The sequence below is a fragment of the Bacillus sp. cl96 genome (assembly GCF_900100505.1).
Lineage (GTDB): Bacteria > Bacillota > Bacilli > Bacillales > Bacillaceae_G > Bacillus_A > Bacillus_A cereus.
In genome coordinates this window covers 1-26834 of record NZ_FNDM01000001.1, presented here as the reverse complement: position 1 = coordinate 26834, position 26834 = coordinate 1, and the positions used below count along the sequence as shown (strand labels likewise).

The following is a 26834-nucleotide window of genomic DNA, read 5'->3' as shown; positions in this document are numbered from 1 at the left end:
GGGAACAATTATGAGTGGATTACATATATTAGCGTTTGGTGCTCATGCCGATGATGTTGAAATCGGCATGGCTGGTACCATCGCTAAATATACAAAGCAAGGGTATGAAGTAGGTATTTGTGATTTAACAGAAGCTGATCTTTCTTCAAATGGAACGATAGAGTTGAGAAAAGAAGAAGCGAAGGTCGCAGCTCGTATAATGGGAGTAAAAACGAGGCTGAATTTAGCGATGCCAGACCGTGGTTTGTATATGAAAGAAGAGTATATACGTGAAATTGTCAAGGTGATCCGTACATATAAACCAAAACTAGTTTTTGCGCCGTACTATGAAGATCGCCATCCAGATCATGCAAATTGTGCAAAGCTTGTGGAAGAGGCTATTTTTTCAGCAGGAATCCGTAAATATATGCCGGAACTTTCACCACATCGTGTGGAGTCTTTTTATAATTATATGATTAATGGTTTTCATAAACCGAATTTTTGTATAGATATAAGTGAGTACCTCTCTATAAAGGTGGAAGCATTAGAAGCGTATGAAAGTCAGTTTTCAACAGGGAGTGATGGTGTTAAGACACCGTTAACAGAAGGTTACGTTGAAACTGTGATTGCTCGTGAGAAGATGTTTGGAAAAGAAGTTGGAGTCTTGTATGCCGAGGGATTTATGAGTAAGAAACCGGTTTTATTACATGCTGATTTATTAGGGGGATGTAAATGAAATTAAAAATAGGTATTACATGTTATCCTTCTGTAGGTGGTTCTGGAGTTGTTGGAACAGAATTAGGAAAGCAATTGGCGGAACGTGGGCATGAAATTCACTTTATTACATCGGGTTTACCATTCCGGTTAAATAAAGTATATCCAAACATTTATTTTCATGAAGTGACGGTAAATCAATACTCTGTATTTCAATATCCACCATACGATTTAGCGTTAGCAAGTAAAATGGCCGAGGTTGCACAAAGAGAAAACTTAGACATTTTACATGTGCATTACGCAATACCACATGCAATTTGTGCATATTTAGCAAAACAAATGATCGGAGAGCGTATTAAAATTGTTACAACCTTACATGGAACAGATATTACTGTGTTAGGTTCCGACCCTTCGTTAAATAATTTAATTCGTTTTGGTATTGAGCAATCGGATGTTGTTACTGCTGTCTCGCATTCATTAATTAACGAAACACATGAGCTTGTAAAACCAAGTAAAGAAATTCAAACGGTATATAACTTTATAGACGAACGTGTATATTTCAAGCGTAATATGTCTCAATTAAAGAAAGAATATGGTATAAGTGAGAGTGAAAAAGTACTTATTCATATTTCGAATTTCCGTAAAGTGAAACGTGTGCAGGATGTTGTTCAGGCATTTGCTAAAATTGTTAAAGAAGTAGATGCGAAGTTGCTTCTTGTTGGAGACGGACCAGAATTCTGTACGATTTTACAGATAGTGAAGAATTTACATATTGAAGATCGCGTTTTATTCCTAGGGAAGCAAGATAATGTTGCAGAACTACTTGCGATGAGTGATTTAATGTTGCTTCTATCAGAGAAGGAAAGTTTTGGTCTTGTTTTATTAGAAGCAATGGCGTGTGGTGTACCTTGTATCGGAACACGGGTTGGAGGTATTCCAGAGGTTATTCAACACGGGGAAACAGGATATTTATGTGAAGTTGGCGATACAACAGGAGTGGCAAATCAAGCTATTCAGCTATTAAAGGACGAGGAACTTCACCGTAATATGGGAGAACGAGCAAGAGAAAGTGTTTATGAGCAATTTCGCTCAGAAAAAATTGTTTCACAATATGAAACGATTTACTATGACGTACTAAGGGATGACAAAAATGGAAAGATTTAAAAAAGCTAGTTCTATTATTGAGACATTAAAGCAACAAGGACATGAGGCTTACTTTGTTGGTGGGAGCGTACGAGATCTTATTATCGATAGGCCGATTGGAGATATTGATATTGCGACATCTGCTCTACCAGAAGAAGTGATGGCTATATTCCCAAGAAATGTTCCTGTTGGTCTTGAGCATGGAACTGTAATTGTTGTAGAAAATGGTGAGCCCTATGAGGTAACTACTTTTCGAACAGAAAGCGAATATGAAGATTTTCGAAGACCTAGTAGTGTTCAATTTGTTCGTTCATTAGAAGAGGATTTAAAACGTCGTGATTTCACGATGAATGCAATTGCTATGACAGAAGAAGGCAAAATGGTCGATTTATTTGCTGGACAGGAAGCCATTCAACAGAGAGAAATTGTGACAGTTGGAAATGCTGCGGATCGTTTTCAAGAAGATGCCCTGCGAATGATGCGTGGTATTCGGTTTGTAAGCACGTTAGGTTTTTCATTAGAAATGAAAACGAAGCAAGCGATTGAAACGTATGGGCATTTGCTAGAACATATAGCAATTGAGCGTATTACAGTAGAGTTTGAGAAACTGTTAACTGGTACATATTGTGTGAAAGGTCTCAAAGAATTAGTAGAGACGAAGCTATTTTCTCATTTGCCATATTTACAAATGTCAGAAGAGAGACTGTTAAAAGCTACGCAGTATAAATGGGATTCTTTCGAAACGGATATTGAGGCGTGGGTATTTTTCTTATATTGTATCGGAGAAGAACATCCATCTGTCTTTTTACGTCAATGGAAGTTTTCGAATAAAAAAATAAAAGATATTGTTGCAGTTTTATTGACAATCCGTACTAGAAAGGAGAAGGATTGGGATACAGTCCTTCTTTATAAAACGGGAATTCATATCGCTGAAATGGCAGAGAGAGTATATGAAGCGATGATTGAACGCTATGACCCTACATCTGTTGAACGAGTACAATCAATGTTTCATGCATTGCCAATCCAGGAGCGTCAAGAAATGAATGTGACTGGTAATGATTTATTAAACTGGGCAAACAAAAAGCCTGGTCCGTGGGTTGCTGAGATGCTTCAGAAAATCGAAGAAGCAATCGTACAAGGAAACGTAGTTAATGAGAAAGAGCGTATAAGGGAGTGGCTACAAGGATGCAATCTACTATAAGAAAGCAGTTATTGCAAGTTTTTTCTGAAGCGGATGGCGAGTTTGTATCCGGCCAAACAATTAGTGATAAACTTGGTTGTTCAAGAACTGCTGTGTGGAAACATATGGAGGATCTGCGGAGTGAGGGATATGAACTTGAAGCTGTGCGTCGATTAGGTTACCGAATTGCAAGTAAGCCAGACAAAGTGACCGCTAATGAAATTCAGTTAGGGCTACAAACGAAGCGGATTGGTAGAACAGTGTATTTTGAAGAAACTGTTGAATCAACGCAGCACATTGCAGCAAAACTTGCTTATGAAGGTGCAGAAGAAGGAACAGTCGTTGTAGCAGAAGAACAAACAGCGGGAAGAGGTCGTTTAAGCAGAAAATGGCATTCACCAAAAGGAACAGGGATTTGGATGAGTATTATTTTACGCCCATCAATCCCAGTTCATCATGCACCGCAACTTACTTTGTTAGCGGCCGTTAGTGTTGCACAGGCAATTGAAAAATGCACGGGTGTAAACGTAGGAATAAAATGGCCAAATGATATTTTAATTCAAGGTAAAAAGGCTGTAGGTATATTAACAGAAATGCAAGCGGATCCTGATAAAATTAATGCTGTCATTATGGGCATCGGTATTAATGCGAATCAAAAGCAAGAACATTTTGATGAAGAAATTCAGCACATTGCTACTTCATTAGCGATTGAATCAGGTAAGCCGATTGTTCGTGCAGAACTTATGCAACAAATCTATTTACAACTAGAAAAATTATATGAAGAGTATTTACAAAATGGTTTCTCTGTCATTAAAATTCTTTGGGAAAGTTACGCTGTGAGCATCGGGAAAGAAATTACCGCTCGAACGATGAGAGAGACAATTACGGGGTTAGCAAAAGGAATCACAGAGGATGGTGTATTACTTCTGGAGGATCATGAGGGGAAAGTACATCATATTCATTCTGCAGATATTGAAATTAAGTAAAAGAAGTTCCTCTTTTGGAACTTCTTTTTATTTCAATAGTTTTGAGTTGAATTTGTAACATGATAATAAATTTTTTTCATATTTAAAGTTCATTTCAAAATATCTTCCGCCTAATTGGCAGGGCATGTTATTTGACGATTACTTTGCCTGCCATTCCTTTAAGAAGATGGTATCGACATATTAATTCATATGTACCAGTATTTTTAGGTTTCACGGTAATATTCTTTTCTTTTCCTGACTCGATTACGACGTCAATGCCGAGTTTTTTCACTGTAAAGGTGTGCTCGTTTTTACCTTTATTTTTCAATAGTAATGTTGTTGATCCTGCAAGCGGAATCGTGATAACATTTGGATTAAAGTAATCATCATTTAGTTCAACCTCAATCACTTTCGTTAAATCGGTGGGGGGTGTTACGACAGTAACTGAGGCAAATACATGGGAGGATCCTAAAGACATCCACCATACAATCATTACAAGCAAACTGCTGAATCGAAATAACCACCTGTTCATAGACATCTGCAATTCTCCTTTGTTAAGTACTTTCCTCAATTAACCTGCATCATTAGTTTAAGAGTTATACTATACAGTTAAATGGATTACAGAAAAAATTAACTTGGACTTTTTTAGCATGCGTTGAAAAAACATGTATCTTTTCAGGATAGAATTCTCCATAAAAACTGTATAGCATATATACTCTCGTGTTAAATTTCATATACCGTAATAAGAATAAAAAATTATTTTTTCAAAAAAATGTAGTAATTCCTTTTTGTAGTTTGCTATAATTAGTTCGAATGTGGGCAGTATCAGAGCGAACTGCACCATGATTCGAAGTCATACGAAAAATAATAACTTGGATTCTGCCTTGATCCAATAACGGACTGGGACAGAGGGATGAATAATGCCGACTAACACACAACCCTTCTGCCCTTTTATGGTCAGAGGGGTTTTTTATATGATTTCGGCCATCTCCTCTCTCCTGCATAAAGGAGGAGTAGTTTTTGAAAACAAAAACAGATTTTTTGAAGATGAAAGAGCAAGGTGAGCCGATTACAATGCTAACGGCGTATGATTATCCATCTGCTAAATTAGCAGAAGAAGCTGAAGTTGATATGATTCTAGTTGGAGATTCTCTTGGAATGGTTGTACTCGGATACGATTCAACAGTACCTGTAACAGTAGAGGATATGATTCATCATACGAAAGCTGTACGCCGTGGAGCGAAAGAGACGTTTATTGTAACTGATATGCCATTTATGTCGTATCACGTATCATTACAAGAAACGATGGTGAATGCACGTCGCATCGTTCAAGAGAGCGGGGCACACGCACTGAAGGTAGAAGGTGCTGGAGAAGTTATATCGACGATTCAATATTTGACGAACGCAGGAATTCCTGTTGTAGCGCATTTAGGTTTAACCCCTCAATCGGTAGGAGTGTTGGGTGGATATAAAGTGCAAGGAAAAGATGCGGAGAGTGCAAAAAAATTAATAGAAGATGCAAAGAAATGTGAAGAAGCTGGTGCAATAGCGCTTGTGTTAGAATGTGTACCAATGCAGTTAGCAGAACTTATTTCAGAGCAACTAACAATACCAACAATTGGGATTGGTGCAGGACAAAAAGTAGATGGGCAAGTGCTTGTTTATCATGATCTTATCTCATACGGCGTAAATCGTGTTCCGAAATTTGTGAAGCAATATACGTCTGTTCAAGAGGAGATTGTGCGTGGGATTTCACAATATGTTACTGAAGTAAAGACAAGGCAATTTCCTGAAGAAAAACATTCGTTCACAATGAAAGAGGAAGAATGCTTAGCGTTATACGGAGGAAAACAATAATGAAAATCGTAACTACAGTGCAAGAGATGCAGCAAATTACAAGCGAACTTCGTGCAAGTGGAAAGAGTATTGGTTTTGTTCCAACAATGGGTTATTTACATGAAGGCCATGCTACTTTATTACGTAAGGCAAGAGAAGAAAATGAAATTGTAGTTTTAAGTGTATTTGTAAACCCGCTACAATTCGGCCCAAATGAAGATTTAGATCGATATCCTCGTGATATTGATAGAGATGAAAATGTAGCAAAAGAAAACGGTGTAGATTATTTATTTTATCCGAGTGTAGAAGAAATGTATCCAGCAGAACAAACAACAACAGTAGAAGTTGTGAAGCGCACGGACGTATTATGCGGTCAACAAAGACCTGGTCATTTCGCTGGTGTTGCAACTGTACTGATGAAACTATTTAATATTACGGTGCCAACGCGTGCTTATTTCGGTATGAAAGATGCTCAACAAGTTGCAGTAATTGAAGGATTTGTAACTGATTTCAATATTCCAGTTACAATCGTACCAGTTGATATTGTAAGGGAAGAAGATGGTTTAGCGAAAAGTTCTCGTAACGTGTACCTATCACAAGATGAACGTGAAGAAGCTCTTCATTTATACCGCAGCCTATGTATAGCGAAAGAAAGAATTGAGGCAGGTGAACGTAATCCGGAAATCATTACAAATCTTGTGAAAGATTATATTGAGACGCATACGAAAGGCACTGTAGATTATGCGGATTTATATGCATATCCGTCATTAACAATGGTAGAGAAAGTCGAAGGAAGAATCATTTTAGCTATTGCAGTTAAGTTTGAAAATGTAAGATTAATTGACAATATAACATTAACGGTTAAATAAGGGGGAGCATCTATGTTTCGCACAATGATGAGAGCAAAGTTACATCGTGCAACTGTAACGGAGGCAAATTTAAATTATGTAGGTAGTATTACAATTGATGAAGACTTAATGGATGCAGTAAATATTGTAGAAAACGAAAAAGTCCAAATTGTAAATAATAATAATGGTGCTCGCTTAGAGACATACGTTATTAAAGGGGAACGCGGTAGTGGTGTTGTTTGTTTAAACGGTGCGGCGGCAAGACTTGTACAACCAGGGGACAAAGTAATTATTATTTGTTATGGGCTAGTTACGGAAGAAGAGATTCATACACAAGAACCAAAAATTGCAGTACTAGACGATAATAATCAAATTATTGAAATGTTAGGTGCTGAAAAAGCGGGTACGATATTATAAGTAGAAAGGCTATCTCCATTGCGGAGATAGCTTTTTTGTGCATCTTTTCATTAAGATGAGATAAAACGTGGTATAGTAACATTATATAAATTATTGTTGTTTGAAAGGTAAGAAATTGAGGTGTTACATATATGAGTAAGCGTTATGTCGTTGTTGATTTAGAGACGACAGGGAACTCCTGGAAAGATGGGAAGGATAAAATTACCCAAATTGCAGCTGTTGTAGTAGAAGATGGAGAGATATTGGAGATTTTTTCGTCTTTTGTTAATCCAAAGAGAGAGATCCCACCATTTATTACAGAATTAACAGGGATTGATGAAAGTCTTGTAAAACAAGCCCCGTTATTTCAAGATGTAGCCCCGATGATTGTTGAGCTATTACAAGGTGCGGCTTTCGTTGCGCATAATGTTCACTTTGATTGGAATTTTTTAAATGAAGAATTAAGGCAAGCTGGATATACAGAAATACATTGTCCGAAAATCGACACGGTTGAATTGGCTCAAATTCTTTTGCCGACAGCCGATAGTTATAAATTACGTGATTTAGCTAAAAAGCATGAACTAGAGCACGATCAACCACATCGTGCGGATAGTGATGCTCTTGCAACAGCGGAATTATTTTTACAATTTTTAAATGAAATTGAAAAGTTACCACTTGTCACGTTGCAATCGCTTTATGAATTAAGTGATGTGTTCCAAAGCGATATAGCTGATGTGCTTTCTGAAAATATTTTAAAGAAAGTAATGCACGGTAAAGAAGATATAGCGGAGTATGAAATACATCGAAATATTGCGCTGAAAAAGCGGAACTATTCCTTAAACCTTGGAGAAACGTGTTCATCAAAGTTTGATGCTTTCTTGAATAAAACGATGGATAAATTGGAATCACATATGCCAAAGTTTGAAAGAAGAGAAAGTCAACAACTGATGATGAAAGAGATATATACGGCGTTAAGAGATTCTCGTTTTTCACTAATTGAAGCCGGTACAGGAACAGGAAAGACTCTCGCTTATTTGCTTCCTAGTCTTTATTTTGCAAAGAGAAAAGAAGAACCTGTCATTATAAGTACACAAACGGTACAACTCCAACAACAAATATTAGAAAAAGAAATTCCGTTATTACAAAAAATAATGCCATTTTCATTTGAGGCAGCTCTTCTAAAAGGAAGAAAGCATTATTTATGCTTACATAAATTTGAGTATGCTTTGCAAGAGGAAGAAAAAAATTATGATATGGCACTTACAAAGGCGAAGATTTTAGTTTGGCTATTGCAAACTGAAACAGGTGATCGAGACGAATTAAATATTCCTGAGGGCGGAAAGTTACTTTGGAATCGTATTTGTAGCGATGCGTATAGTCCAGGCGGTATGCAAAGTAATTGGTTTAGTCGTTGTTTTTACCAGCGAGCGAAGAATAAAGCTTTATTTGCAGATATCGTTATTACAAATCATGCGTTATTATTTCAAGATTTTTCAAGTGAAGAACCGTTGTTTGCTTCATGCGAACATATTATTTTTGATGAAGCTCACCATATTGAAGAAGCCGCGAGTAGAACATTGGGTGAACAGTTCTCTTGTATGTATTTTCAATTGGTTATATCTCGTCTTGGGACACTAGAAACAGAAGATGTACTCTCCAAAGTATATAAAATGATGAAAAAATCAGAGCAAGCATCTCGTTCAACTTTCCGTATGATAAGTTATAGTTTGAAGGAACTTAAGTTTGATGCGGATGAACTCTTCCAAATGTTACGTACTTTTATATTTAAACAAACAAAGCAAGAGCAAGGAACGAATAATATGCCGCTCATCTATAGGTATAACGCAGAACTAGAAAAAGGTAAGTTGTGGGATAGTATCGTCGAATTAACAAATCGTTTTATATATGAATTAAGAAGGGTAGTAACTGCTCTTGAGAAGCAAGTGGATATATTGCAAAGTAAGTTAGAATGGGAGATGCATGTTGTAACAGGTGAATTTATGCATTTAATTGAGTTGCTGAGAAAGATGGCAGAATCATTACAGTTACTCGTATTAGAAAAGAATTCGTATGTAACTTGGATGGAGACTGAAACGAAAGGGACGATTCATTCAACAGTTCTATATGCACAGCCTGTTCATATTGGTGAAAGATTTGCTGATGAATTTTTAACAGAAAAAAAGAGTGTTATTTTTACATCCGCAACACTAACAGTTAACGATACGTTTGATTATATAAAAGAGGAACTTGGTTTACATGATTTCGCTCCAAATACTTTAAAGGTTCCGTCGCCATTTCGTTATGATGAACAGATGAAATTAATGGTGTCAACGGATGTACCTTTTATTAAGCAAGTAAGTAATGAGCGATATATTGAATCTGTATCGGAACATATTGCAAAGATAGCGAAAGCCACAAAAGGCAGAATGCTCGTTTTATTCACTTCGTATGAAATGTTAAAAGAAGCGTATGCGAATTTAAAAAATAATGATGAATTAGAGGGGTATTTATTACTGACCCAAAGTGTGAATAATAGAAGTCGAAGCCGCTTAATTCGAAAGTTTCAAGAATTCGACAAATCAATTTTATTAGGGACGAGCAGTTTCTGGGAAGGAATAGATATTCCAGGAGATGCCTTAAGTTGTCTTGTTATAGTCCGTCTACCATTTACACCTCCTCATCAGCCGATGATGGAAGCGAAAGGTGAGTGGCTAAAAAATCAAGGTGAAGATGTATTTGCTAAATTAGCGCTTCCACAAGCAATATTACGTTTCAAACAAGGATTCGGCCGCTTAATTCGAACGAATACAGATACAGGAACGGTAGTAGTGTTAGATCGTCGTTTGACGAGTTCTTCCTATGGAAAACGATTTCTACAATCGATTCCTAACGTACCTCTTTATGAAGGGCCATTAGAAGAATTGTTAGTACAATTAGAAGAACCACCAAATGAATAAAAATGGAAGAAAAATACGCCTGAAGTACTTATAAACTTCAGGCGTAAAAAATGTGGGTAGGAGGAATTTTATTTTTCTTACTTCTTGTATACAAAATGTGTTGGTTTTCGACTTGAAACCTTTTTTTGCTGTACATGTCCTGCTATAATAGATGGGTGATGAAGCAGGGGTTGTAAAGAATGTACTCTTATTGTAACCGCATTGCGTTCTTCTATAATTAGAAATTTTTGTGTAACGGAGGAGTTTTTTCATGGAGAAGAAAATCGAAGTACTATCAACGACGCGTATTAAATATTCGTCGGATTTGTATAAAATTGTTGATAGTTTAAATCGTACGTTAAAAGAGCAGGACCTCATGTTCGGACTAGCATTAGACGAAAAAGATAAAGAAACAGCTGTATTTACGATTTACAGAACGTAGTGATACAATGAAAAAGTGGATCTTTGCAATCATTATTGTTATCGTTGCTAGCGGAATATATGGGGCGTATGTTTATAATAAAGCGATGGGAAAGAAAATTCCAAAAGAGTCGAAATTTGTAGAAATTGCTAAAGAAAAAGCAAAGCTTACAAAGGTGAAATCTGTTGATTATTACAACGGAAAATCTGCATATATAGTCGTGCAAGGTACAGATGAAAAGGGAGAACAACTTATCGTTTGGGTGCCTGAGAAAAAAGGGGATACTGTAGTAAGGAAAAAGAGCGAAGGTATTTCTGAAAAAGAGGCTATACAAAGAACAATAGAGCAAGTCGGCAATGAAAGTAAGGAATCAAAAAGTAAGCCGAAAGAGATTATGAAAGTGAAATTAGGCTTTGAAAATGATGTACCACTATGGGAAGTTACATATATTGATGATGACAATCGTTATAGTTATTACTATCTTGAATTTAAAGATGGAAAATTTTTAAGACGATATAGCATTGAAAAATAGATGTAGGGGGAACTACAAATGAAATTAGCAAAGCGAGTAGCTGCTTTAACACCGTCTTCAACTTTAGAAATTACAGCAAAGGCACAAGCATTAAAAGCAGAGGGTCATGATGTAATTGCATTAGGGGCAGGGGAACCTGACTTTAATACACCAGAGCATATTATGGATGCTGCACATAAAGCGATGTTAGAAGGGCATACGAAGTATACACCAACAGGTGGATTACAATCGTTAAAACAAGAAATTGTGAAGAAATTTACTCGCGATCAAGGTATTGCGTATGATCCATCTGAAATTATTGTATGTAATGGTGCAAAGCATGCATTGTATACATTATTCCAAGTATTACTTGATGAGGGAGATGAAGTTATCATCCCAACTCCTTACTGGGTAAGCTATCCAGAGCAAGTAAAGCTTGCTGGCGGTAAGCCGGTTTATGTAGAAGGTTTAGAAGACAATGAGTACAAAATTACAGCAAAGCAGCTGCGTGAGGCAATTACAGAGAAAACGAAAGCAGTTATTATTAATTCACCGAGCAATCCAACAGGAATGATTTATAGCAAAGAAGAATTACAACAGCTTGGAGAAGTATGTTTAGAACATGATATTTTAATTGTTTCTGATGAAATTTATGAAAAATTAATTTATGGTGGCGTAGAATATACTTCAATTGCCCAGCTTTCTAATGCATTAAAAGAACAAACACTTATTATTAATGGTGTATCTAAATCTCATTCTATGACAGGATGGCGTATTGGATATGCTGCAGGAAATAAGCAGCTTATTAAAGCAATGACGAATTTAGCGAGTCATAGTACGTCAAACCCTACTTCAATCGCTCAATACGGCGCAATTGCGGCATATGCAGGCTCACAAGAACCTGTGGAAACAATGCGTCAAGCCTTTGAAGAGAGATTAAACATCATTTATGATAAATTAATTCAAATCCCTGGCTTTACTTGTATTAAACCGCAAGGGGCATTTTACTTATTCCCTAACGTAAAAGAAGCTGTAGCTTTATCAGGATATGCAACAGTTGATGATTGGGCAAAAGCTCTATTAGAAGAGGAAAAAGTGGCTCTTGTACCAGGTACAGGATTTGGTGCTCCAAATAATGTTCGTTTATCATATGCGACATCTCTTGAACAAGTAGAGAAAGCATTAGAGCGCATCCATACATTTATGAAAAGTAAAGTGCAAGCTTAATTTTATATTTCATTCATGTAATATAAAAAACCTCCCCATTAATAGGGAGGTTTTTTTGACGAATTGTGGCAAAAAGAAATAGCTAAAGGTGTGTTATACTAGAGAGCGAGGTGTTTGGTGATGAAAAAGAAAATGATGTTACAGTGGTTTGAGCAGGGAAGCATTGCAATTCCAAAATTACTTATGATGCATTATAAAAAATTAGGTTTAAATGAGACGGAATTTATGGTCGTACTTCATGTACACACATTTTTAGAATCAGGTAATTCGTTTCCGACTCCATCAGAGATTTCTGAACGGATGACGATAACGGAAATGAAATGTATGGAAGTAATTCAGACGTTGATTCAAAAAGGGTTTTTATCACTAGAAGGTGGACAAAGATCAGAAGCGATGATGTGCGAAAGTTATTCTTTACAACCGTTATGGGAAAAAATATTACATTTCTTAATGGATGAATCAATAGAGGAAGAGCAAAAAGAAAAAAAACAGCTGCAAGTAAATTTATATACAGTATTTGAAAAAGAATTTGGAAGACCACTTTCGCCGTTCGAATGTGAAACGTTAGGAATGTGGGAGGACCAAGATCAACATCATCCAAATTTAATTCAAGCGGCTCTTAGAGAAGCTGTAATGAGTGGAAAACTAAATTTCCGATATATTGATCGTATTTTATTTGAGTGGAAAAAGAATGGAATTAAAACGGTAGATCAGGCTCAAAATCAAGGTCAAAAATTTAGAGCGAATCAACAAAGAGCACAACAAATGACAAAACAAGAGACGAAATTTACTGGAAAAGTGCCTTTTTATAATTGGTTGGAGCAGTAATATAGGAGGAAGTATATGTTAAATAAAACGCAAATTCGCTATTGTTTAGACACAATGGCGGATATGTATCCAGAAGCACATTGTGAATTAATTCATGAGAATCCTTTTGAATTAGTAATCGCGGTGGCACTATCTGCACAATGTACAGATGCACTTGTAAATAAAGTGACGAAAAATTTATTTCAAAAATATAAAACACCAGAAGATTATTTAAGTGTATCTTTGGAAGAGTTACAACAAGATATACGTTCTATTGGGTTGTATAGAAATAAAGCAAAAAACATTCAAAAATTGTGTCAGATGTTGCTGGATGATTACAATGGAAAAGTTCCAGAAGACCGTGACGAGTTGACGAAATTACCAGGAGTAGGGAGAAAAACAGCAAATGTAGTTGTTTCGGTAGCGTATGGCATCCCGGCAATTGCTGTTGATACGCATGTAGAAAGAGTGAGTAAACGGTTAGCGATTTGTAGATGGAAAGATTCGGTGTTAGAAGTAGAAAAAACATTAATGAAGAAAGTACCGATGGATGAGTGGGGAGTTACACATCATCGTATGATTTTCTTTGGACGTTATCACTGTAAAGCACAACGACCGCAATGTGAGGAGTGCAGACTGTTAGAAGTATGTCGTGAAGGAAAGAAGCGAATGAAGGTGAAATAAAGGATGGAGCGAGTTATAGAAATACCGAAAGAATTTCACTGTTTACCATTTTTTAAAGAAAGTGTAAATTTAATTAAGTATCATACAGACAATTCTTTTGAAGAGATAATACAAAATACTTACTTTATATTTGATATTGAAAGACAGTATGAGCCGTGGAAGGAAATTGAAAACAGCATTCCAGCGATGTTGAATGTATGGAAAAATAAGCATGAAGACATTGCTATACTGTTTCGAAATAGAAATAAGCAAGAGGCTGAGGGACCAATGATTCTTTTTGCAGCTCACTTGTTATCGGTTGTCTATTGGCTAAATGAACAACCTGTTCATAGTTTGAATGAAATGCAAATAAATACGAATAAATTAAAAGTGCAACCTGTTAATTTTATGGAAAGATATTCATTCATTATAAAGAAACCGAGTAATTATCATTCTTATATTCAATTAGCGCAGTTGTATATCGAAATAGAAAAGCTGTATGTAAAGAAAATGATAACAAAAAAGAAGTCCGCTTCTCGTTAAGAGAAACGGACTTCTTTTTTTGTATATTAGGACTCTGTTGTAACAACAGCACCGTCTGCGTGAGGTGTATCTCCTCCGGTATTTTGGTGTTGCTGTTCTTGTTGTTTCTTAGCCTCTTCTTCAGCTTTTTTCTTGGCCTCTTCTTCAGCTTTCTTCTTAGCTTCTTCTTCAGCTTTTTTCTTAGCTTCTTCTTCAGCTTTCCTTCTAGCTTCCTCATCAGCTTTCTTTTGAGCTTCTTCTTGCTGTTTACGTTGTTGTTCTTGCTGTTGTTCTTGTTGTTTCTTAGCCTCTTCTTCAGCCTTTTTCTTAGCTTCGTCTTGTTTTACTTTATCTTCATTAGCCTTTTTCTGGGCTTCCTCATCAGCTTTTTTCTTAGCTTCTTCATCGGCCTTTTTCTTAGCCTCTTCTTCAGCTTTTTTTGCATCTGGAGTTCCGCCAGGCGCAGTGAAGGATGCACCAACTGTTGGGCTTGTGCCAGTACCTTTTTTCGCTACTACAGAGAAGCTGTAAGTAACACCTGGTTTAATACCACCAAGAGTAGCTGTCGTACCACTTATTGATAGGCTACCACTTGAACCGTCAGTTGCTTTATAGCTGGCTGCATATGCATCAACTTCTGCTGGTCCAGACCAGTTTAGTGTAACTGTGCTAGCGCCATCAAAAGTGACATTCAGACCACTAGGGGCATCTACTTTAATTTGTTTAATTGCATCTTTTTTCGCACCTTTTACGTATAACTCTCCGTTTATTTCTTGTACAGAAGAAGGACGTTCAAAGCGTGATTTATCTGTAGCGAATTTGCTCATCATTACTTGGAACATTTGCTGTGCAATTTTAGTATAACGATCACTAATGTAGTTTTCTGGACCATTCTTTACGTAACCAGTCCATACAGCCATCGTATATTGTGGTGTATATCCAGCGAACCAGCTATCCCTGTTTGCATCAGCTGGAATGCCGTATTTCTTTAAATCTTTTGCATCAAAGTTTTGCGTTCCAGTTTTACCCGCTACGTCAACACCTGAAACATATGCTGTTGGTCCTGTACCACCAGAACCAGGTTTTACTACGTCACGAAGAACGTCAGTTACCATGTAAGCTGTATAGTCTTGCATAGCGCGTTGTTCTTTCGGTTTAAAGCTTTTCTTTTTCCCGTCCGGGAAGGTTACTTCTTTTACGAAGTGTGGTTTATTATAGTTACCACTATTACCGAAGGTTGCATATGCACCTGCTACTGCTAATGGAGAACTATCGTTACTACCAATTGCAGTAGATTCATGTACTCCATTTTCAAATGTCATGCCTAAACCTTCAGCAAACTCTTTTGATTTATTAAGTCCAACTGTTTGAGCTGTCTTTAAAGCCGGGATATTTAATGACTTCTTCAATGCTTCACGAAGTGAAACGTCACCTTTAAAACTCCCTGTAGCATTTTTAATCTTTGTGCCATCCGAATAAGTATATTCAGAGTCATTTAATTGATGGTAAGTAGACCATTGAAGATTCTCAATCGCTGGACCGTAGTCGAAAATTGGTTTCATTGTTGAACCAACTTGGCGTTTTAAATCAGTTGCCATATTATGACCTTTGAAAGTGGACTTATTTTCTTTACGTCCAGCACCAATTGCTCGAACTTCTCCAGATTGTGTATCCATAAATACGAATGATCCTTGGAATTGATCGTTTGGATACTTAATAAGATTACCATCCATAATTTTTTCAGCGTAATCTTGAGCATCTTGATCAAGTGTTGTATGAATCGTTAAACCATCTGAACCGATATTTACATCAGGATATTCTTTTTCAACTTCTTTTACAACCGCATCTAAAAATGCTTGATACTTCATCTCAGTTACTTCTGAAGACGGTTGAAGGCCCTCAGTTACTGGGATCTTAACGGCGTTATTCATTTCTTCTTTTGTTATATAACCATGTCGATTCATTAATGATAATACGACATTACGACGATTTGTTGCTCGTTCAACATTTTCCTTTTTTGTTGGATCATAAATGTTTGGACCTTGGGGTAAACCAGCGAGCATAGCAGCTTCATGTAATTGCAAGTCTTTTAAATCTTTACCATAATATTTTTGCGCTGCTGTCGCAATACCGTATGAACGGTTACCTAAATTAATCTTATTTAAGTACATTTCTAAAATCTCATGTTTAGAGTATTGTTGCTCTAATTTGTAAGATAAGTACCATTCTTGTACTTTTCTTTTAGCAGTTTTGTCCATCGTTAGAAAGTAGTTTTTAACGACTTGCTGTGTAATCGTACTACCACCTTGGGAACCGAAACCACCAGTGACATTTTCCATAACTGCTTTTGTAGTTCGTTTAAAATCAATTCCATTATGATCATAGAAACGCGAATCCTCAGTTGCAAGGAATGCATTTTCAACTACTTTTGGAATTTGATCATAAGTAACGTGTGTTCGTTTTTCAGCACCGTATTCATAGAAGAAATTCCCGTTTTTATCAAGAAACTTTGTTGATAAAGGATTAACAAGTTTGGCTTTGTCTAATTTTGGAGCATCCTTTACCATAACAAAGAAAGCGGAAACGCCGGCTACAAGACCAACGATACCAAGAAGTAGACAACCTATAAGAAATTTCTTGAAAAAGGAGCCTTTTTTCTTTGGTTTTTCTTCTTTATGTGTTTTTTTCTCTTGATTTTTCACATGATTTCGTTCTGTACGAGAACGATAATTATCTGACATTATACTTTCTCCTACCTTTCATTCTCTCCCCCAAAAGTCGAAAAAAGAGCCTTAGTGATGACTCTATCACGAAAAATAAACCATGTCTAGTACACGGATATAGTCAATCCGAGGGTGATAACCGCATGATAATAAGGATCCATGCTCTTCTATTTCTTCTTTCGTAATCGACTTGCGTCCACCAGTATTTTGACGATTCCAAAATGCAATAATATGTTTTGCATCTAGTAAATAAAATTCATCAAAAAGTGTAAATTTAATAATAACAAATGCAATTCCATTATGAGCAACCACTTGCTTCATATGTTCAATTTGATGAAGGTGGAAGTTTTGAAGTGGGAAACTAGTTTTATTTTTTGTTTCCTTTGCTTCAAAATCGATGTATTTCCCTTTGTATACACCGTTGTAATCTGTTGTAGAAGGTTGTTTAAAATACGCTTCTTTTACCACTGCAGCACTTCGAGCGGGGTAATCTACTTTTACAATTTGAAGAGGTGTAGGCTTTTTATGTACACATGCAATATTATGGGTTAAGTAATATTGATTTGTTTCATTCAATTCCTCTTCAAGGGACATACCTCTATTACTATAAGTATGTGTTTTTATAGGTGTTTTTTGAGGTTGTGAAGCTTGATTATACCTTTTTCCATTTGGGTAACGAATGGTCATAGTGTGTCCACCCCCAACTTGCTAAGAATTACTTACAAAGGTGATTATATCAAAAAATGAAAAAAGATGTGACCTTTTTGATGAAAGGTATGATGACTTATTTATGTTTACATGGAATGATTATATGAAAATGAAACAAAATCGAGAAAAAAATTTTTGTACAGAGGAAGAAAAAGCAATCATTCACAATATTAAAAAGAAAACAGAAATAGCTAATGTGGACAATATTTCTCGGACACAATCTTATCAAGAATATTATTTAAGAAATAGTGAAATCAGGTGGGCCTTTTTAGCGAGTATGGTTTCGAGAAATGCGGGCTGGAATATGACTGATTTAGAAGGGAGATATTATGCTACTGTTTTACCTAGAACGGTAAAAAAACATTTATTTATTCTGTACGAACAGGCTAATTGGATTATTTTTTTAGATGCATTTCCTCAGCTATTATTGTATGAGGAAAGTAAGAAGAGACGTGCACCTCTCTTTCATTTGTTGCAATATTTCAACGTATCAATTTTTATGGAAAAAGAATGGTTACTTTTCTGGGAAAGAAGAGATATGAATAGGCTTATGACAGCGCTTATTATAAATGAACAAAATAAAATTCAAAAACCAGTCATTGAGAACACATATTTTAAAAAACATGTATTCCATACTGCACTTTTTAAAGTACAAGAAAGACTTCATATTAGTGCAGTTATCTTCCCAACAATTGAAGGGAGAATGTATGGATTTTCGGTTTATCAATTTGAAACGTTACAACAGCGCATAGAACTAGGAAAAAAATTAGCATGGTTATTGTTTCATCCAATTTATAATGGTTCGTTTTATAAGTTTGCATTGCAAACTACACATACTGGGTCTAGAGAAGATTATGAAGTTTACGCAAAGGAAACTCGAAAGTCTTATACGCCAACACTTAGAGAAATTTATCCTGTTATTTTACATGAAGAAATAAAAATGAGAGATTGGTTTTGTGCAAATATGAAAATGAATGTGCTATTTGTACCTGAAGAACCTAAAGGGGAAGTTAATATAACAGAATGGTATAGAAGAAAGAGAGAACAAATCTATAGGCTATCTATCGCAAATCGTTTTGCTAAAAGGATGGATGAGTTCATGATATAATAAAAAAGAAGTCCCGTCTTCCATTTTGAAGACGGGACTTCTTAATTTGAAACAATCCTGCTATGTGTGCTACAACTTTAATCTCAAAACGTAATGCTAGTAGGAGATTAAGGGTGACTTGAAATTTAACTGTTCGTAATAAAGTCTCGCTTTATGTAGCAGGGAAGTTTGGACCATCTAGCTTTGGATTGCCAGTCTCGGGTTTATTTTGTTGTTTGTTTTGGTTTTTCTTTTTTTCATTTTTGTTCTTTGCCATTGTAATACACCTCCTTTTTGTATTGTTACCATTTCTATAAATGACATACGAAATGATTTCTTTGACGAATAACAACTAGTTTTGTCATGTGGGCAGGAGTGGTGAATCATTCGGCGAAATTACATGACAAAGGAAAAGCAAAGAAGGAGGCGTTTTGTATATGGCGATGGTTCAGAAGGAAGATGTAATGAAAAAAATGGATCAAATGTTAAGTTCTCTCGATTTGCTGGAAATGAATATAGGGATTAGAATGAATCATGCATTAAAGGATGCGAGTGAAAAAATATGCAATAAGATAGAAATAACAGAAATGCATATTGAACATATGGAAAATAAATTAGTGCATCACGAAGAGAAAGGGAATTGGGTAAAGACATTTCAAAACGTCGTAGTGAGTGCATAATAAGGTGGGAAAGAAATGAAGAATGAAGCATTAATACAGTCTTCAGAAAAACTCATGCAGTATAATAATGAAGCGAATGTAAAAAAGAGAGAACTAACCGAATACGACTTTTATAAGGATATGAAACCGTTTGTAGATATGGTAGATGAGGAATTAAAGAAGTGGAAAGAATTAGCTTATAAGTGGATTAAAGAAGAAAAGCCAAAATATATACATGTACAGCAAATTGATCAAGTATATGATAATTTACAAACGAATGTGTTGCAATGCTTTGTAAATAAAGGTAAAGGTAAACGATTCTTTGAAACACACCAAGCCATTTCGTATACTTTGCAAAATATAGTTGAGCAATGTAAATAACAAGAGGGAGAGCCCTCTTGTTATTTTTATGCTTCTGTCATTGTTGTAGGTTTTGTTGCGCCGTTTATTTCTAATTCTTTTATTAATGTTCGATAATCTGATATGCATATTTTTCCTTCGAGATACCAATGTCTCGCAAAGTCTAATAATTCATTTGCATTCTCTGTGCAATACCCCTTTTTTTGAGAAAACGCTTGTTTTAAATCCCCTAATACCATGTTGATTCCTCCCCCATGAGAATCTTCTTCTTCATTATCATAGCATGGAAGGGTTTTCTTTTTTAATTTTTTAAAAATTTAAACTTCCGACAAAAATAGACAGATACTCCATCACACATATTATTTTATAGGTACATATTATATATGTAGAAACTTATGTGAAGGAGGAGAGAATGCATGTTTCAACAACCTAACTTATATCAGCAAACGAATCCATATGCACAGCAAAATATGTACCAATATAATACGGATACATATTTACGGTATAATATGTATCCTTTCGAGCCTTATTATGGAAATCAAAATTATTATCAACCGTTTGAAGTGTCCTTTATGAATCAAGCTCAACAACCACAACAGCAGCAGCAACCTTATGTGAATCAAGCTCAACAACCACAACAGCAGCAGCAACCTTATGTGAATCAAGCTCAACAACCACAACAGCAGCAACCTTATGTGAATCAAGCTCAACAATCACAAGCTCAGCAACCATACATGAATCAACCACAGCAGCAGCCTTATATGAATTCGCAATATTATATGCCACCACCATCTCCGTATGCTAATCAACAAGCGATGTTTTATCCACCAAAACAACCGTACCCGACGCAGGGTAAGCAAAAGCAACAACAGCCAAGTCAGTTTTCTAGTTTTGTTTCTCAATTTAAAACATCAGATGGTAACTATGATGTAAATAAAATGATGAATACAGCTGGACAAATGATGAATGCGATGAATCAAGTGACAGGTATTGTAAAGCAAGTTGGAGGCTTTTTTGGTAAGTGATGTTGAAGGATTGTCTATAAAAACAATGTAAATGAAATAAAGGACTAGACAAATTTCCTTGTAATAAATGGGTATATATAACAAACGGCTTTCTCTCTTTTCTCATACTGTAAAGTGTAATCAGATTTTTTTAACGAGAGAGGAGAGAAAAAACTATGCATCATTGTCATCCTTGCTTTGGAGGGCATAAGCCTACAGGACCTATTTGTACGACTGCTCCTGTCATTCATCCGACGAAACAATGCGTAACACACTCTTTTTCAACAACGGTGGTGCCACACATTTTCCCAACACATACAACACATGTACATCATCAACAAATTAAAAACCAAAACTTCTTCCCGCAAACAAATTCAAATGTAAATGTTGTGGACCCAATCGACCCAGGATTCGGTGGCGGATGTGGACCGTGTGGCCATGGTCATCATCATCATCATCATCACCACGGTCATCAAATATCTCCATTTGGGCCAGGACCGAATGTATCACCGTTTGGACCAGGACCAAATGTATCACCGTTTTTACCAAACAATGTATCACCAGTAGGTCCAAATATCGGACCAAACGTTGGTGGAATATTTAAAAAGTAAATGATATGTTAGAACTAGCGGAATGCTAGTTCTTTTTTTGTAATTGGAGTGTTGATATGAAAGTTATTGCAGTAACAGGATATAAGCCATTTGAACTTGGAATATTTAAAAATGATCATCCAGGAGTGGAGTGTATAAAGAAAGCATTACACCGTAAATTAATCACTTTTGTAGAAGATGGTTTAGAATGGGTTATAATAAGCGGCCAATTAGGTGTAGAATTATGGGCTGCTGAAGTTGTTTTTGAAATGCAAGTAGAATATCCTGATTTAAAATTAGCGGTATTCACTCCGTTTTTAGAACAAGAAGAAAATTGGAAAGAAGATAATCGTGAATATTACGAATTTATTCTTTCTCAAGCAGACCATGTTGATAGTATCACGAAACGGAAGTATGAAAGCCCAGAGCAATTTAAATTAAAAAATCAATTTTTTATTGAAAAAAGTGATGCGCTTTTAGCGGTATACGATGAAGAAAAACCAGGAAGTCCCAAATATATTGTAGAATCAGCAAAGAAAAAAGGAGAAATAGAAAATTATCACAGTTATTTCATTCTTTTTTCTGATTTACAAGATATAATAGAAGAGGAACAGTGGAATAATGCAGAGTAATATGTAATATAGTACTCGTATATATGATTGACAAAAAGCATTGTTTCTGAAAAAATTTAGTTAATGAAAGTTTTGGTAAAAATTTGAGGTGAAGAAAATGATTTCGGATAAAATTAAATTAACAGCGAAAGATATTTTAGAAAAAGAATTTAAAACAGGTATGAGAGGTTATCAGCAAGAAGAAGTAGACAAGTTTCTTGATATGATCATTAAAGACTATGAAGCTTTCCACAAAGAGTTTGAGCAATTAAAGCAACAAAATGCTCGTTTAAAGCGTGAATTAGAGGAACAAAAACTAGCAGTAACGCAAGTTCCACAACAACCTGTACAAACACCAGTTGCACAACCGGTTTATAACAACACGAATACGGATATTTTAAAACGCTTATCTAACTTAGAAAAAGCTGTATTTGGAAGTAAGTTATACGAATGATGTAAGGTGGGAAAAGGTTTAAGCATTTTACATAGAAAAAAACGTTGCAAAATCTTTTTGTTTCCACTATACTAATGGATGTCATAACGTTTGGGTAATCGCTGCAACGCCAACGTTGTAGAGGAAAGTCCATGCTCGCACGGCCTGAGATGGCTGTAGTGTTCGTGCCTAGCCAATTCATAAGCTAGGGTATTCTGGCTGTAAGGCTGGTTTAACGGCAGGGAAAAAACCTAAGTCCTTTCGGATATGGTTTGACTACCTTTAAAGTGCCACAGTGACGAAGTCCTTGAAGAAATGATAGGAGTGGAACGAGGTAAACCCCACGAGCGAGAAACCCAAATAATGGTAGGGGAATCTTTTCCAAGGAAATGAACGACGGGAAAGGACAGGTTTTATAACCTGTAGATAGATGATTGCCACCGGAGTACGAGGCGTGGGCCGTTTGTAGTACAAAGGAACAGAACATGGCTTACAGAACGTTATGAACCAACTATGAAATAACTCAGCTCTCCTTTGTTAGAGGAGGGCTTTTTATTTGTATGAAGTTATAAAGTATGAGTTAAAATGGTTAATGAGAAAATTTTTCGTAAAATGTAATAATTAATAGGACCAATTGCTATTAATTATTGTTTGAATATACATAAGAGGTGAATGCAAATGGGAAAAGTTACTTTAATTGCAACAGCGGCAATGGGTATTGAAGCGTTAGTTGCCCGAGAAGTTCGCGATCTTGGTTATGAATGTCAAGTAGAAAACAGCAAAGTAACATTTGAAGCAGATGAAAAGGCGATTTGTCGTACGAACTTATGGTTACGTACTGCGGACCGTGTAAAAATTAAAGTTGGCGAATTTAAAGCAACGACATTTGATGAGCTATTTGAAAAAACAAAAGCATTAAACTGGGGAGATTATATTCCAGAGAATGGTGAATTCCCTGTTATCGGTAAATCTTTAAAATCTGAATTATTCAGTGTTTCGGATTGCCAACGTATCGTTAAAAAAGCTGTCGTTGAAAAATTAAAAACAACATATAAACGTACAACTTGGTTTGAAGAAGATGGTCCGTTATTCCGTATCGAGATTGCAATGCTCAAGGATATTGCAACATTAACAATTGATGCGAGCGGTGTTGGGCTTCATAAACGTGGATACCGTATGGATCAAGGGGAAGCTCCGTTAAAAGAAACATTAGCTGCGTCTTTAATTAAATTAACAAACTGGAAGCCAGATCGTCCATTTGTTGATCCATTCTGTGGATCAGGTACAATTCCGATTGAAGCAGCATTAATTGGACAAAACATTGCACCAGGATTTAACCGTGGTTTCGCATCTGACGAGTGGGGCTGGGTAGGTAAACAAAACTGGCGTGAAGCTCGTCAAGAAGCTGAAGATTTAGCGAATTATGATCAACGATTACAAATCATTGGATCAGATATTGATCATCGTATGATTCGAGTTGCTCAAGATAACGCAGAAGAAGTGGGCTTAGGCGATTTAATTACATTTAAACAAATGCAAGTAAAAGATTTCACAACAAAAGAGGATTATGGCTACGTTGTAACGAATCCTCCATACGGAGAACGTTTAAGTGAAAAAGCACTCGTTGAACAACTGTATAAAGAAATGGGACAAGTATTCCGCCCGTTAGATACATGGTCAGCGTATGTATTAACAAGCTACGAAGCATTTGAGAAGTGTTATGGAAAAGATGCGTCGAAGAAGCGTAAACTGTTTAACGGATTTATCCGTACAGATTACTACCAATACTTCGGAAAACGTCCACCGCGTAATTCATAGTATAAAGGCATTTGAAGGGCTAAAACATAATTGGTTCGCTTAGAACAAGTTATTAAATATTAGCCCAATAAATAAACCTCATTCTTTTTTCCAAAAGGAAGAAAGGGTGAGGTTTTTTGTTGTATAAAATTGTAATGCAAGAATTTTTAGATGATAGGGAATTACGTAATTTAAGTAAACATACTTTGAAATCTTATAAAGAAATTTTGAAAAGATTTGAGTCCTTTTGTGTAAATAAAGGGATATTTGACACTGATAAAGTTACGTCAAAAGTTGCAAAAGAGTTTTTCATTTATTGTAAGCATGAGTTGAAAAATAGTATATCTACAATAAATGAAAAGAATCGAACATTAAAGGTGTATTTTAAGTACCTAGAAGAAGGGATAGTCGAAGAAAACCCATTCAAAAAAATAAAATTTAGTAAAGAAGATACCATAACAGATGTTTTAACAGATGAGTAAGTAAAGAGTGTTCTTGAACACTTTGATAGAGGGCATTATAAAGGGACAAATTATGTTTTAATGAGACATCAAATGGTAATAGTCCTATTGATTTCTACAGGGCTTAGGAGAGAAGAATTAGTTAATTTAAAGTGGCCTGATATTGACATGAGAAATAGGACAATTATGACTTATGGGAAGAAAAGAACCGTTGCTACTATTCCATACACACAGCCCCATTTTCCGAAGAGTTGCGGTCACTCTTCGGTACCCATATCGTAATTTATGCCGAAGACAAACATCCTTTATTTTCTCTTCTATCTCATCTCTTAGGTCCACTGTTCGTTGTAACCAACGATAAAATGTAGACCAGGGTAATTCTAATACATTACATAATTCTTTTACCGTTAGTTTTGTTTTGAAATCGGTCCATAAAGTAACTACAGTTTCCGGGTTTAATTCCTTTCGATTTCCAGATACTTTCCCCATATCAGTAATTTTGTTTTTAACTGTTTATTTTCTAACCGTAGCTGTTCCAATTCATTTAACTCTTTTGGCCCTTTTCCATAAGAATATTGTTTTCCTACAGGTTGTTGAAAACGGTACGTTTGACCGGTACGATACCACTTCATCCACGTCTTAATTTGGGAAACATTTTTAATTCCAAACTGCTCCATAATGGTCCGATTGGAATATCCATCCTTTTTCATGTACCACTATTCGGGTTCACTTCAAAATTTAGGAGGGCGTTTTTTTGAGTCGTGAATCTTTTTGATTTTCGTTTTCGTAATTCGTTTTAATATATATAAAGTTGGCAAATTAGAGAATCCTCAAACCCCTTGATAACAATGAGATTTATCATGTCTCAAAAGTACCAAATTGCAATTAAGGATACCCTCTTGGACATTTTGGAATATTAAATTACTTGTTTAAAATGCGATGGGATATCACTTTTTGTCCGAAAATGAGAAATAAGGTGACATTTTCGGACAAAAAGTGTCTCAAAAATGGACAAAAAGTGATAGGTATAGAAAATAGATAGTAAAAAGAATAGATAGTATAAAAGGAAGGTCACTAACGCTCTTTGATTCGCCTTCGGCTCATTACCTCACTAACGCTCTTTGATTCGCCTTCGGCTCATTACCTCACTTCGTTCGGTGGGGCTTTGCCCTTCTTTTACATAATAAAAATGTTTTAAATGAACTTTAAAAGATATTTTAAGCGAAATAAATTATTTAATTAAAGATTTTAAAGAAGTATGAAAATAAAAAAGGGTGGTTATCTATTTTACAACCACCCTTTTAATTCAACCTATTAACCACCAGTATGACCATCCGACATTTGTTTTACAGTATAAATTGTTTCATGTGTATCTTTAGAATCCAGTACACCAAATGTTAATGTTAGTGCAGTCATAATTCCCGTTAAACTAATTATTACTTTTTTCATTTTAACGCCCCCTTATCATGAATTTTTTCTCTTGCATTTGAACTTAGATAGAAGTATTTACTTGCCTTTAAATGATTGCCTTCATGATAAAATTTCACTGCTAATTTTTCATTATATTCATTAATGTACTCGTATAGGTTTTCTTTTTCAAAATAGAGCATTCCTGCTAGTATTATTGATTCTAATTGTTCTCCAGAAACCTCATTGTTTATCGTTAGTAAGATATTAAAGCGATGTTGGTATTCCTCATTTTTTAATTTTAAACTGATTTCTAAACCTGTTTTTAAAAGTTCTAATGCTTTTTCTTTATTATTAATTTTTGCATGTTCGCATGCTTCAATTAAAATCGCTCTATAGTTTGCTGGCATTTTTTCAGTTACTTCGGATAAATAGCGAATTGCTAATTCTGAAAGGTTTTGATTTGCATACATAAAACCTAAGTTATGTCGAACGTATAAGGTTGCTTGTTCTTCGTTTTGTTTTTGGAATATATCCAATGCAGAGATAAGACATTCTTCTGCTAATTCATATTCTTTCAAATGTATACATGCTAATCCATAAAGATTATTACAGTAACCAATGTTTAATTCATAACCATTGTATTTAGAAAAAATTTCTTTTGCCTTAGAAACCTGTTTAAGTGCTAAAACATATTGTTGGTTATGGCAACTGAAGGTAGAAAGTTTAAAATAAAATTCTGCTTGTTCAAGTTGATCTGGGATTTGTTTTAATTTAATTTCGGCTTTTTCATAATGTTCTTTTGCCAAATTATAATCACCAGTTATGTTCGAATGCATTGCTTTG

Annotated in this window: 31 protein-coding genes, 1 other RNA gene and 1 pseudogene; 25 read left to right on the top strand and 8 right to left on the bottom strand. The window is 35.6% G+C overall.

What is annotated here, in order from left to right:
• Nucleotides 1-10 precede the first annotated feature (10 nt).
• From bshB1 to BLT20_RS00150, 4 genes are read left to right on the top strand one after another with little or no spacing between them, the layout of a single operon-like run.
• Nucleotides 11-715, top strand: coding sequence for a bacillithiol biosynthesis deacetylase BshB1 (gene bshB1, locus BLT20_RS00165; RefSeq protein WP_000015673.1), 705 nt, complete (start codon nt 11-13; stop codon nt 713-715).
• Entirely contained in the window at nt 712-1857 is a 1146-nt protein-coding gene (gene bshA / locus BLT20_RS00160) for an N-acetyl-alpha-D-glucosaminyl L-malate synthase BshA (RefSeq protein WP_000768305.1), read from the top strand. Before bshB1 ends, bshA begins: the two co-directional genes overlap by 4 nt.
• Nucleotides 1844-3037: a CCA tRNA nucleotidyltransferase gene (locus BLT20_RS00155; protein ID WP_073339346.1), complete on the top strand. Its 1194-nt coding sequence runs from the start codon at nt 1844-1846 to the stop codon at nt 3035-3037. Before bshA ends, BLT20_RS00155 begins: the two co-directional genes overlap by 14 nt.
• Nucleotides 3022-4002 (top strand): biotin--[acetyl-CoA-carboxylase] ligase, encoded by a 981-nt coding sequence (locus BLT20_RS00150; RefSeq protein ID WP_001192063.1) that lies wholly within the window; start codon nt 3022-3024, stop codon nt 4000-4002. Before BLT20_RS00155 ends, BLT20_RS00150 begins: the two co-directional genes overlap by 16 nt.
• A gap of 127 nt (nt 4003-4129) precedes the next feature.
• On the opposite strand, the gene BLT20_RS00145 is transcribed toward BLT20_RS00150, so the two are convergent.
• Nucleotides 4130-4519: a cupredoxin domain-containing protein gene (locus tag BLT20_RS00145; protein ID WP_000062387.1), complete on the bottom strand. Its 390-nt coding sequence runs from the start codon at nt 4517-4519 to the stop codon at nt 4130-4132.
• A 482-nt stretch (nt 4520-5001) separates the two neighbouring features.
• Between BLT20_RS00145 and panB the strand changes: the two genes are divergently transcribed.
• From panB to BLT20_RS00090, 10 genes are all read left to right on the top strand, one after another.
• Nucleotides 5002-5838, top strand: coding sequence for a 3-methyl-2-oxobutanoate hydroxymethyltransferase (panB, locus tag BLT20_RS00135; RefSeq protein WP_000851108.1), 837 nt, complete (start codon nt 5002-5004; stop codon nt 5836-5838).
• Complete coding sequence (panC, locus tag BLT20_RS00130; RefSeq protein ID WP_000707025.1) at nt 5838-6686, top strand: pantoate--beta-alanine ligase; 849 nt, start codon at nt 5838-5840, stop codon at nt 6684-6686. The genes panB and panC overlap by 1 nt, the downstream gene beginning before the upstream one ends.
• A gap of 12 nt (nt 6687-6698) precedes the next feature.
• Nucleotides 6699-7082 (top strand): aspartate 1-decarboxylase, encoded by a 384-nt coding sequence (gene panD, locus BLT20_RS00125; RefSeq protein ID WP_000490184.1) that lies wholly within the window; start codon nt 6699-6701, stop codon nt 7080-7082.
• Between the two features lie 131 nt (nt 7083-7213).
• The gene (dinG, locus tag BLT20_RS00120; RefSeq protein ID WP_000044956.1) at nt 7214-10018 is read left to right on the top strand and encodes an ATP-dependent DNA helicase DinG; all 2805 of its coding nucleotides are present in this window, start codon (nt 7214-7216) and stop codon (nt 10016-10018) included.
• A gap of 250 nt (nt 10019-10268) precedes the next feature.
• Complete coding sequence (locus tag BLT20_RS00115; RefSeq protein ID WP_000412179.1) at nt 10269-10439, top strand: YpmA family protein; 171 nt, start codon at nt 10269-10271, stop codon at nt 10437-10439.
• 7 nt (nt 10440-10446) lie between these two features.
• Nucleotides 10447-10950, top strand: coding sequence for a cell wall elongation regulator TseB-like domain-containing protein (locus tag BLT20_RS00110; RefSeq protein ID WP_000758739.1), 504 nt, complete (start codon nt 10447-10449; stop codon nt 10948-10950).
• Nucleotides 10951-10968: 18 nt separating this feature from the next.
• Nucleotides 10969-12156 carry an aspartate transaminase AspB gene (gene aspB, locus BLT20_RS00105; RefSeq protein ID WP_000761560.1) on the top strand — a complete coding sequence of 396 codons (1188 nt, stop codon included), beginning with the start codon at nt 10969-10971 and terminating at the stop codon, nt 12154-12156.
• A 120-nt stretch (nt 12157-12276) separates the two neighbouring features.
• Nucleotides 12277-12984 (top strand): DNA replication protein DnaD, encoded by a 708-nt coding sequence (gene dnaD, locus BLT20_RS00100; protein WP_000728552.1) that lies wholly within the window; start codon nt 12277-12279, stop codon nt 12982-12984.
• A 15-nt stretch (nt 12985-12999) separates the two neighbouring features.
• Nucleotides 13000-13647, top strand: a complete 648-nt coding sequence (gene nth / locus BLT20_RS00095; protein ID WP_000933030.1) for an endonuclease III — start codon at nt 13000-13002, stop codon at nt 13645-13647.
• Between the two features lie 3 nt (nt 13648-13650).
• Nucleotides 13651-14169, top strand: coding sequence for a YpoC family protein (locus BLT20_RS00090; RefSeq protein WP_000442650.1), 519 nt, complete (start codon nt 13651-13653; stop codon nt 14167-14169).
• Between the two features lie 26 nt (nt 14170-14195).
• Here the strand turns inward: BLT20_RS00090 and BLT20_RS00085 are convergent, their stop codons facing one another.
• Together BLT20_RS00085 and recU are read right to left on the bottom strand one after the other, a co-directional pair.
• A complete protein-coding gene (locus tag BLT20_RS00085) occupies nt 14196-16889 on the bottom strand; it encodes a PBP1A family penicillin-binding protein (RefSeq protein WP_073339348.1) in 2694 nt (897 codons plus the stop codon).
• Between the two features lie 66 nt (nt 16890-16955).
• Nucleotides 16956-17558 (bottom strand): Holliday junction resolvase RecU, encoded by a 603-nt coding sequence (gene recU, locus BLT20_RS00080; protein ID WP_000155598.1) that lies wholly within the window; start codon nt 17556-17558, stop codon nt 16956-16958.
• A 103-nt stretch (nt 17559-17661) separates the two neighbouring features.
• Here recU and BLT20_RS00075 point away from each other — a divergent pair, with 103 nt between their 5' ends.
• The gene (locus BLT20_RS00075) at nt 17662-18687 is read left to right on the top strand and encodes a DUF2515 domain-containing protein (protein ID WP_000495660.1); all 1026 of its coding nucleotides are present in this window, start codon (nt 17662-17664) and stop codon (nt 18685-18687) included.
• 151 nt (nt 18688-18838) lie between these two features.
• Here the strand turns inward: BLT20_RS00075 and BLT20_RS31260 are convergent, their stop codons facing one another.
• Entirely contained in the window at nt 18839-19018 is a 180-nt protein-coding gene (locus BLT20_RS31260; protein ID WP_001987054.1) for a hypothetical protein, read from the bottom strand.
• Nucleotides 19019-19103: 85 nt separating this feature from the next.
• On the opposite strand from BLT20_RS31260, the gene BLT20_RS00065 reads away from it, so the two are divergent.
• Together BLT20_RS00065 and BLT20_RS00060 are read left to right on the top strand one after the other, a co-directional pair.
• Nucleotides 19104-19346: a hypothetical protein gene (locus BLT20_RS00065; protein ID WP_001252036.1), complete on the top strand. Its 243-nt coding sequence runs from the start codon at nt 19104-19106 to the stop codon at nt 19344-19346.
• Between the two features lie 15 nt (nt 19347-19361).
• Entirely contained in the window at nt 19362-19706 is a 345-nt protein-coding gene (locus BLT20_RS00060) for a YppE family protein (protein WP_000786939.1), read from the top strand.
• 26 nt (nt 19707-19732) lie between these two features.
• On the opposite strand, the gene BLT20_RS00055 is transcribed toward BLT20_RS00060, so the two are convergent.
• Entirely contained in the window at nt 19733-19924 is a 192-nt protein-coding gene (locus BLT20_RS00055; protein WP_000242652.1) for a YppF family protein, read from the bottom strand.
• 177 nt (nt 19925-20101) lie between these two features.
• Here BLT20_RS00055 and BLT20_RS00050 point away from each other — a divergent pair, with 177 nt between their 5' ends.
• The 8 genes from BLT20_RS00050 to BLT20_RS00015 all read left to right on the top strand — a co-directional run bounded on the left by BLT20_RS00050 (nt 20102) and on the right by BLT20_RS00015 (nt 24863).
• Nucleotides 20102-20710 (top strand): YppG family protein, encoded by a 609-nt coding sequence (locus BLT20_RS00050; protein ID WP_000487612.1) that lies wholly within the window; start codon nt 20102-20104, stop codon nt 20708-20710.
• Nucleotides 20711-20865: 155 nt separating this feature from the next.
• On the top strand, nt 20866-21300 hold the full coding sequence (locus BLT20_RS00045) for a CotD family spore coat protein (protein ID WP_000546273.1): 435 nt from the start codon (nt 20866-20868) through the stop codon (nt 21298-21300).
• 56 nt (nt 21301-21356) lie between these two features.
• Entirely contained in the window at nt 21357-21911 is a 555-nt protein-coding gene (locus tag BLT20_RS00040; protein ID WP_000862908.1) for an SLOG family protein, read from the top strand.
• Between the two features lie 97 nt (nt 21912-22008).
• On the top strand, nt 22009-22344 hold the full coding sequence (gpsB, locus tag BLT20_RS00035) for a cell division regulator GpsB (RefSeq protein WP_000622431.1): 336 nt from the start codon (nt 22009-22011) through the stop codon (nt 22342-22344).
• An 86-nt stretch (nt 22345-22430) separates the two neighbouring features.
• Nucleotides 22431-22821: RNase P RNA component class B (gene rnpB, locus BLT20_RS00030), an RNA gene on the top strand.
• 180 nt (nt 22822-23001) lie between these two features.
• A complete protein-coding gene (locus BLT20_RS00025) occupies nt 23002-24141 on the top strand; it encodes a THUMP domain-containing class I SAM-dependent RNA methyltransferase (RefSeq protein WP_000521224.1) in 1140 nt (379 codons plus the stop codon).
• A gap of 134 nt (nt 24142-24275) precedes the next feature.
• The gene (locus BLT20_RS00020; RefSeq protein WP_002023720.1) at nt 24276-24602 is read left to right on the top strand and encodes a tyrosine-type recombinase/integrase; all 327 of its coding nucleotides are present in this window, start codon (nt 24276-24278) and stop codon (nt 24600-24602) included.
• Between the two features lie 60 nt (nt 24603-24662).
• Nucleotides 24663-24863, top strand: a complete 201-nt coding sequence (locus BLT20_RS00015; RefSeq protein ID WP_073339350.1) for a tyrosine-type recombinase/integrase — start codon at nt 24663-24665, stop codon at nt 24861-24863.
• On the opposite strand, the pseudogene BLT20_RS00010 reads toward BLT20_RS00015, so the two are convergent.
• From BLT20_RS00010 to BLT20_RS00005, 3 genes and pseudogenes are all read right to left on the bottom strand, one after another.
• Nucleotides 24807-25291: pseudogene (locus BLT20_RS00010) on the bottom strand (IS3 family transposase); the annotation flags it as partial. The gene BLT20_RS00015 and the pseudogene BLT20_RS00010 overlap by 57 nt on opposite strands.
• Nucleotides 25292-25895: 604 nt before the next feature.
• The gene (locus BLT20_RS30860) at nt 25896-26030 is read right to left on the bottom strand and encodes a hypothetical protein (protein WP_013141855.1); all 135 of its coding nucleotides are present in this window, start codon (nt 26028-26030) and stop codon (nt 25896-25898) included.
• On the bottom strand, nt 26027-26834 hold an 808-nt coding region (locus tag BLT20_RS00005; protein ID WP_090782782.1), incomplete at its 5' end, for a tetratricopeptide repeat protein. The genes BLT20_RS00005 and BLT20_RS30860, both read right to left, overlap by 4 nt.